This window comes from Nocardia amamiensis NBRC 102102 (assembly GCF_001612745.1).
Taxonomy (GTDB): domain Bacteria; phylum Actinomycetota; class Actinomycetes; order Mycobacteriales; family Mycobacteriaceae; genus Nocardia; species Nocardia amamiensis.
This window is the reverse complement of sequence record NZ_BDBA01000306.1, coordinates 1-7957: the sequence shown is the minus strand read 5'-3', so window position 1 is coordinate 7957 and position 7957 is coordinate 1. Positions and strand designations below refer to the sequence as shown.

Sequence of the window (7957 nt, the reverse complement as noted above, 5' to 3'; positions counted from 1 at the left end):
GCCGCACGACCGACCGGCAGCTCCCCGGTGGTGCAGGACATCGCGGGCGCTGCCCCGGCCCCGAGCCGCCGTCCAGCCGAGCGCTCCGCTCCCCCACCTCGCCCCGAGCCGGAGCAGGCCGAAGAAGTCACCGACGTTCTCCCCCCGCTCGACGAGCCGACCCGCGCCAAGCGCAAGGGCGCGGGCTGGCCAACCAAGGAAACCAAAGCCCAGCCGAAGCCGGTCGGCACACCCGCGCAATCGCGCCTGGCGGCCGCCCGCGAACGCCGGAACAAGCGCCTGCGGACCTTCGGCCGAGCCGGTATGGCGGTGGTCGCCGTCCTGGTTCTGCTGGCAACCGGAGGCGGCTGGAGCTACATGCGGTCGACCACGGACAGCTTCACCCAGGTCTCCGCCCTCGACGAGAACTCACAGGACATCGTCGATTCCAATGCCCAGCTCGGCGACGAGAATTACCTGCTCGTCGGTACCGACACGCGCGCAGGCGCCAACGGCAAGCTCGGCGCAGGCACATTGGACGACGCCGAGGGCTCCCGCGCCGACACCACCATGCTCGTCCACATCCCGAAAAACCGAAGTCGGGTCGTCGTGGTCTCCTTCCCGCGCGACCTGGACGTGACCAGGCCGCAGTGCACCGGGTGGGACAGTGAGAAAAACAGAAGCACCGGCGAGAAGTACCCGTCTGCCATAGGCGACAAGCTCAACGCCGTCTACAATCTCGGCGGCCCGCCGTGCCTCGTCTCCACGATCCAGCGTCTCACCGGCTCGTCGATCAATCACTTCATCGGCATCGACTTCGCCGGCTTCGAGACAATGGTCAACACGATCGATGGCGTCGAGGTCTGCGCGACCAAACCGCTCATCGACGATGTACTCGGCACCATCCTCGAGAAGCCGGGTAAGCAGCGCATCAACGGCGAGACCGCACTGAACTATGTGCGGGCCAGGCACGTCTACGGCGAGGAACGCAGCGACTACGACCGCATCAACCGACAGCAACGCTTCCTAGCTTCGCTGCTGCGCGGTGCACTGGCGAGCAAGGTGCTCTTCGATCTGGGCAAACTGAACGGTTTCATCAAAGAGTTCACCAATCACACCTTGGTCGACGAAAAGACCAGGCCCGAGGATCTGCTGATGCTGGGCCGCTCGCTGCAGAAGATCGATGCAGGCACGGTTACCTTCATCACCGTCCCGACCGCGGGCACCACGTCTTACGGCAACGAGATCCCCCGCGAATCCGACATCAAGGCGATCTTCAAGGCGATCCGCGACGATCAGCCGCTGCCGGGAGAGAAGCCGACCGTCCCGAAGGACACACCCGCTCCTACCCCGGCCACGCCGACACCGACGAAATACACGGCGGTGGATCCCTCCACCGTCTCATTGTTGGTGTCCAACGGCTCCGGATACGAGGGTCTGGCGCGCACGGCCGCCACCAAGCTCGGCAACCAGGGCTTCACGATCTACAACACCGGTAATTACGCCAACGGCAACTCCGCGACGACGAAGGTCCGCTACGCCGAAGGCCTGGAAGCCGAGGCCGCCACGGTGGCCACCGCGATCCCCGGCGCGACCATCGAGGCCGCCGACGATCTCGGCGGCATCGTCGAGGTCGTCATTGGAGCGGACTCGACGAACGGCGTCACCGTGAAGGCACCGACGCCGGTCGGTGACACGATCACCGACGTTGCGACCAGCACCTCGAAAGATTCGACGCCGACCGTACTGCCCTCGGACCTGGAACATGTCAACGCGGCCGAAGAGATCTGCAAGTAGCAGCTGGCCCCTTAGAACCATCCGGCATGCTGGGCACGGCCGCGCCCGCTGTGCGACGCGGATCACATTTCCGAGGGTTCGCGGATACTCGAGACCGAGATCGGCGACGCGGCCGGAGCGAGCGATCCGCCTGCGGCAACACGCGCGCTAACTGTTCGCACCGGTCATTCACTCGGTGTTCGTGACTTGGTCAGCGCGGCGAACTAGTGTCAGCTTTCATGCGTGTCATCTACAACGAGCAAATGGCCGAGCTCGCCAACCTCTTGGGCGAGATGGCCGGCCTGGCCGGCTCGGCCATGGATCAGGCCACCCAGTCGCTACTCCAGGCCGATCTCGCTCTGGCGGAGCAGGTGATCAGTGAGCACGACCGGATCGCCGAGATGATTCAGGACGCCGAAGAGAAGGCCTTCGCCCTACTCGCTCTGCAGGCGCCGGTAGCGGGCGATCTGCGCCAGGTGGTGAGCACGATCCAGATCGTCGGCGACGTCAACCGGATGGGCGCGCTCGCGCTGCACGTGGCGAAGGTGGCGCGCAGGCGCCACCCGAACCACGCGGTGCCCGAGTCGGTCAACGGCTACTTCGCCGAGATGGGCCGCATCGCGGTCAGCATGGGCGCGGGCGCCAGGGAGGTGCTGGAGACGCGCGACCCCGAGCGCGCCGCGCAACTGAACCAAGACGACGAGGCGATGGACGACCTGCACCGTCACCTCTTCACGCTGCTCATGGACCGGGAATGGAAGTACGGCGTCGCCGCCGCCGTCGATGTCACGCTGCTCGGCCGCTACTACGAGCGCTTCGCCGACCACGCCGTCGAAATCGGCCGCCGGGTCATCTTCCTGGTCACCGGCGTGCTTCCGCCGGACCCGGACGCCGAGTCGTAACCGCGAGCCTGGTGCGACCGGCGCCCATTCGTAGGGTCGGTCACGGACTCGGGTAGCCGAATCCAGTGCCCACTGCGGCGCTCGGATACCCGATTCCGACCGTTCACGCCCGGGCGGCGCCCTCCCGGAAACACCGCGCCACGCGAGTGGATCGCAACGATTCTGTTTCTAAAAGGCAGGCACGCAAATAGTCCTGGGCAGCAACTCGGCTGCCCAGGACTATTCGCGTGCTATGCCGCGTCGACCGCGACGAGTTCGGTGGTCGGAATCAGCCGAAGCGACCCGAGATGTAGTCCTCCGTGGCCTTCTGCGAGGGGTTGGAGAAGATCTTTTCGGTGTCGTCGATCTCGATCAGCTTGCCCGGCTTGCCCTGAGCCTCGAGGTTGAAGAAGCCGGTCTGGTCACTCACACGCGCGGCCTGCTGCATGTTGTGGGTGACGATGACGATGGTGAATTCCTTCTTCAGCTCGGTGATCAGGTCCTCGATCGCCAGGGTGGAGATCGGGTCCAGCGCCGAACAGGGCTCGTCCATCAGCAGGACGTCGGGCGACACCGCGATGGCGCGCGCGATGCACAGACGCTGCTGCTGACCGCCGGAGAGGCCGCCGCCCGGCTTGTCCAGGCGGTCCTTCACCTCGTTCCACAGGTTGGCGCCCCGCAGCGAGCGCTCGGCGACCTCGTCGAGTTCCTTCTTGTTGCGCACGCCCTGCAGCTTGAGCCCCGCGACCACGTTGTCCCGGATGGACATGGTGGGGAACGGATTCGGCCGCTGGAAGACCATGCCGATGGTGCGACGCACGCCCACCGGGTCGACCTGGGCGCCGTAGATGTCCTCGCCGTCCAGCAGCACCGCGCCTTCGACCCGGGCGTTCGGGGTTACCTCGTGCATGCGGTTGAGCGAACGCAGCACGGTCGACTTACCACACCCGGAGGGACCGATGAATGCGGTCACACTGCGCGGCAGCACGGTCAGCGAAACCTCGGACACGGCGTGGAACTTGCCGTAGTAGATGTTCAGATCTTTGACGTCGATCCGCTTGGCCATTTTCGGTAATCCGTTCCGCTTCTATCGGTTCCGCGTGAGCAGCCGGTTGACGACGGCCGCAGCAAGGTACAGGAGGGCGATGATAAGGATGAGGGTCAATGCCGCACCCCAGACCCGCTCGCGTCCGGCTGCTTCCGGATTGGCCAGCTCCTGGTAGATCAACAGCGGCAGCGACGCCATATTGCCGTCGAAGATGTTCATGTTGATCGACTTGCTATAGCCGACCAGCACCAGCACGGGCGCGGTCTCACCCATCACCCTGGCGATGGCCAGTAGGATGCCGCTGATCATGCCGGGCAGCGCGGTGGGCACCACGATCTTCACGATCGTCTTCCACTTCGGAATGCCGAGCGCGTAGGACGCTTCGCGCAGCTCGTCGGGCACCAGTTTGAGCATTTCCTCGGTGCTGCGGACCACCACCGGCAGCATCAGCAACACCAGCGCCAACGCCACCGCGAACGAACTCTGCGGGAACCCGAGCGTCGCGATCCACAGCGCGAAGATGAACAGCGCCGCGACGATCGAGGGCACACCGGCCAGGATGTCGACCATGAACGTGGTGGTCTTGGCCAGTGCACCGCGGCCGTACTCGACCAGATATATCGCGGCCATGATGCCCAGCGGAACCGCGATGACCGTCGCGACCAGCGATTGCACGATGGTTCCGTAGATCGCGTGATAGACGCCGCCCGCGAACTGATGGGGCAGCACGCCCTTCATCGAGTTCTGCCACCAGTTGGTCCGGACGACGGCGCTGAAACCCTTGGTGACCACCATGATCAGCACCCAGCCCAGCGGCACGAGCGCGATGCCGAAGGCCAGCCACACCAGTCCGGTCGCGATGTTGTTGCGGACTCGGCGCGCCACGCTCACATGCCGGAACGTGGGGGCTTTGACCGGCCGGTCCAACGTCGAGGTGGTCATCACCCGTTCACCCTTCCGCCGGCGGCGAGGCGCGCCAGCGCGTTCACGACGAAGGTCAGCGCGAACAGCACGAAGCCTGCCGCGATGTACGCGCCGGTGGGCAGCGGCTCACTGAATTCCGCTGCCGCCGAGGCGATTTTGGAGGCGAAGGTGTAGCCGCCGTCGAACACCGACCAGTGCCCCGGCTGCGCGGCCGTCTTCAGCACGATCAGCACGGCGATCGTCTCGCCGAGCGCTCGGCCGAGGCCGAGCATCGAACCGGCGATCATGCCGCTGCGCCCGTAGGGCAGCACGGTCATCCGGACGACCTCCCACTTCGTCGCTCCGAGCGCCTGGGCCGCCTCGATGTGCGTGCGGGGGGTCAGGTTGAAGACCTCGCGGCTGACCGAGGTGATGATGGGCAGGATCATCACCGCGAGTACAACGCCCGCGGTGAAGATCGTGCCGCCGCTGGCCAGCGGGATGTTGCCGTCCGAGAACAGGAACAGCCAGTCCAGCTTGTCGTTGAGGAAGCTCTGCACCGGCTCCAGTTGCGGAGCGAGAACCAGAATTCCCCAGAGACCGAACACGATCGAAGGCACCGCCGCCAGGAGATCGACGATCACCGAGAACGGGCGCGCCAGTGTCTTCGGCGCGTAGTGCGTGAGAAACAGCGCGATGCCGATGCCGACCGGAACCGCGAGCGCCAAGGCGAAGATCGAACTCAGCACCGTCACCATGAACAGGTCCCGGATGCCGAACCGTAGGTTCTTGGCATCGGTCGTGCTGAACTCGGTGCTGGTGAAGAAGTTCGCCTCGTTCGCTAGTACCGAAGGCACCGCCCGGATCAACAGGAACAGCGCAATCAGTGCGATGGAGGCGACGATGATCGCCCCCGCCGTCGTGGCCAGCGAACGGAAGATGATCTCCGCCCGCGGACTGTGACGGCGGCCGGCCCCGGCGGCCGGTTCGGTGCTCGGCTTACTCGGCATGTGCGCAGTATCTCCGCCCGCCCGCTGACCGGTCGAATCCGACTGGTCAGCGGCGGCAACTTCGTCGTGCACGGTCATGGGTTCGCGATCAGGAGATGGCGTTGATGGCGGTGGTCAGCTTGGTCTTGAACTGCTCCGGGATCGGGACGTACCCGGCCTCGTCCAGGCCCTGCTGGCCGTTGGTGACCGCCGAGGTGAGGAAGGCCTTCACCGCGGTGGCCGTGTCGGCGTCGGCGTACTTCGAGCAGACGATCTCGTAGGTCGGCATCACGATCGGGTACGCGCCCGCCGACGTCGGCTTGTAGAACGAGGAGGTGTCGATGACCAGGTCGTTGCCCTGACCCGAGACCTTCGCCGACTCGATCGCCTTACCCGCCGACGCGACGCTCAGGGTCACCGGGTCCTTGCTCGCCGAGGTGATGATGCGCGCGACCGACAGGTTCTGCGCCTTCGCGAAGGACCACTCGTTGTAGGTGATCGAGTTCTTGGTGCTCTTCACCGCGGCCGAGGTGCCCTCGTTGCCCTTCGAACCGGCGCCGACGCCACCGACGAACGCCTTACCGGCGCCCTTGCCCCAGGCGCCGTCGGAAGCGGCGTCCAGGTAGAGCTGGAAGTTGTCCGTGGTGCCGGACTCGTCGCTGCGGAAGACCACCGCGATCGGCTCGGACGGCAGCTTGGCGTTCGGGTTCAGCGCCTTGATCTCGGGGGCGTCCCAGGTGGTCACCGCGCCGTTGAAGATCTTGGCGGCGGTCGGGCCGTCCAGCGCGAGGTCGGTCACGCCGTCGATGTTGTAGGTGATCGCGACCGGACCGAACACGGTTGGGAGGTTCCACGCGGGCGAGCCGCAGCGGTCGGCGGCCTTCTTCGGCTCGTCCTTCTTCGAGCTCAGCGGCGAGTCGGAGCCACCGAAATCGGTCTGGTTACCGATGAACTCGCTCACACCCGCGCCGGAACCGCTCGAGGTGTAGTTGAGCGTGGCACCGTCGCAGTTCTTCTCGTAGGCGGCGATGAAGCGCTCCATGGCGTTCTTCTGCGACGACGCGCCACTGGCCTTGAGAGCCTTCTTACCGCCACACGCGACGTCGACCTTGGCGACGTTGCCCGAGTCGGTCGAGGTGTTGTCGTCGCTGCCACACGCCGCCAGTGTCATGGCGCCGACGGCCAGCACACCAACGAGGGCGCTGCTGCGCTTGAAATTCACTATTCCTCCGGAAAGGCGTCCAACTCGTCCGGTCCCTCACCGGCCCGGACGGGTGCTGTGGTGCTGTTCGCGGGGAACTTGCGCACCAGGCAGCAGTGTGCTGCCCTCACACAACCTAGGGTCGCGTGGTTGACAGTTGGACCGAACCAGGTGAACGGAAGGTGAACAGCCCGGCGCGATTACACCTGGTGAATGTGACGTTTGCCCCAGTTTTACTCACCGACACCGAACCAGCCGCCTGTTATTCAGTCCGTGCCGCCGCGTAGGCCACGTCGACGTGCGCCGTAGCGAATCCGAGACGGGTATAGGTGCGCACCGCGGCGGCGTTGTCGGCCTCGGTGTACAGCAACACCTCCGCTAGACCGCGGTCGCGCAGGTGGCGCAATCCGGCCAGCGTGAGCAGCCGGCCCAGCCCGCGACCCTGCGCCGCCGGGTCGATGCCGATCACGTAGACCTCGCCGAGCGGTGGGCGCTCCTCGTAATGCACTTTGGTCCAATGGAATCCGAGCAGCCGACCGGGCGCGGCGGCATCGAAGGCCAGGAACAGGCCCTGCGCGTCGAACCACGGCTCGGCCTTGCGGATCTCGATGTCGTGTTCGGTCCAACGACCCTGTTCGGGATGCCAGGCGAAGGCGGCCCTGTTCACCCGCAGCAACTCCGGGTCGTCGGCGGGACCGGCGTAGCTGCGCAGCACGATGCCGTCCGGCACGGCAAGTTCCGGTAGCTCCGGTGTAGCCAAAGACCGCCGCATCTGCCACAACTCACGCGCCGTGCGCAAGCCGAGACGGGCCGCGATGGATTTGGCTGCGGGCCGATCACCATGTGCCCACACCCGCGCTCCCGGACCGCCCGCCGCAAACGCGGCCGTGACCAGATCGGTACCCACTCCCTGACCGCGGGCGAGTGGGTCGACCGCGACCTCCACCATCGCCGGGTGTTCGCCATGCGCGGGAACGAGATTCGCGTATCCGACGATAGCGCCGTGGCGCCGTGCGAGCAGATGACGCGCGGCGGTGTTTTCGCCGGAGGTCACCGACAGCACCGCCTGCTCCGAGATCGGGGCGACGCCGTCTGCGGCCGTGGCCCGAGCGAGCAGATCGGCGATCGCCCGCACCCCGTCCTCGTCCGGACGGTCGGTCCACTGTGTTGTCGCGCCGCT

The 7957-nt window shown here is 66.0% G+C and carries 7 protein-coding genes; 2 read left to right on the top strand and 5 right to left on the bottom strand.

Features of this window, described 5'->3' with window-relative positions; all coding sequences use genetic code 11:
• Both NA4_RS36290 and phoU read left to right on the top strand, forming a co-directional pair.
• Positions 1–1776 (top strand): LCP family glycopolymer transferase (locus NA4_RS36290; protein ID WP_067480312.1); only part of this gene is annotated, 1776 nt, incomplete at its 5' end.
• Between the two features lie 218 nt (positions 1777–1994).
• A complete protein-coding gene (phoU, locus tag NA4_RS36285; RefSeq protein ID WP_067480298.1) occupies positions 1995–2657 on the top strand; it encodes a phosphate signaling complex protein PhoU in 663 nt (220 codons plus the stop codon).
• Between the two features lie 268 nt (positions 2658–2925).
• On the opposite strand, the gene pstB is transcribed toward phoU, so the two are convergent.
• The 5 genes from pstB to mshD form a co-directional block, all read right to left on the bottom strand.
• Positions 2926–3702 (bottom strand): phosphate ABC transporter ATP-binding protein PstB, encoded by a 777-nt coding sequence (pstB, locus tag NA4_RS36280; RefSeq protein ID WP_067480295.1) that lies wholly within the window; start codon positions 3700–3702, stop codon positions 2926–2928.
• A gap of 21 nt (positions 3703–3723) precedes the next feature.
• Positions 3724–4626, bottom strand: a complete 903-nt coding sequence (gene pstA, locus NA4_RS36275; protein ID WP_067480292.1) for a phosphate ABC transporter permease PstA — start codon at positions 4624–4626, stop codon at positions 3724–3726.
• Positions 4626–5597: a phosphate ABC transporter permease subunit PstC gene (pstC, locus tag NA4_RS36270; RefSeq protein ID WP_067480309.1), complete on the bottom strand. Its 972-nt coding sequence runs from the start codon at positions 5595–5597 to the stop codon at positions 4626–4628. The genes pstA and pstC overlap by 1 nt, the downstream gene beginning before the upstream one ends.
• 88 nt (positions 5598–5685) lie before the next feature.
• Positions 5686–6798, bottom strand: coding sequence for a phosphate ABC transporter substrate-binding protein PstS (gene pstS, locus NA4_RS36265; RefSeq protein WP_157129514.1), 1113 nt, complete (start codon positions 6796–6798; stop codon positions 5686–5688).
• Positions 6799–7039: 241 nt separating this feature from the next.
• A partial coding sequence (gene mshD, locus NA4_RS36260) for a mycothiol synthase (RefSeq protein WP_281180104.1) occupies positions 7040–7957 on the bottom strand: 918 nt, incomplete at its 5' end.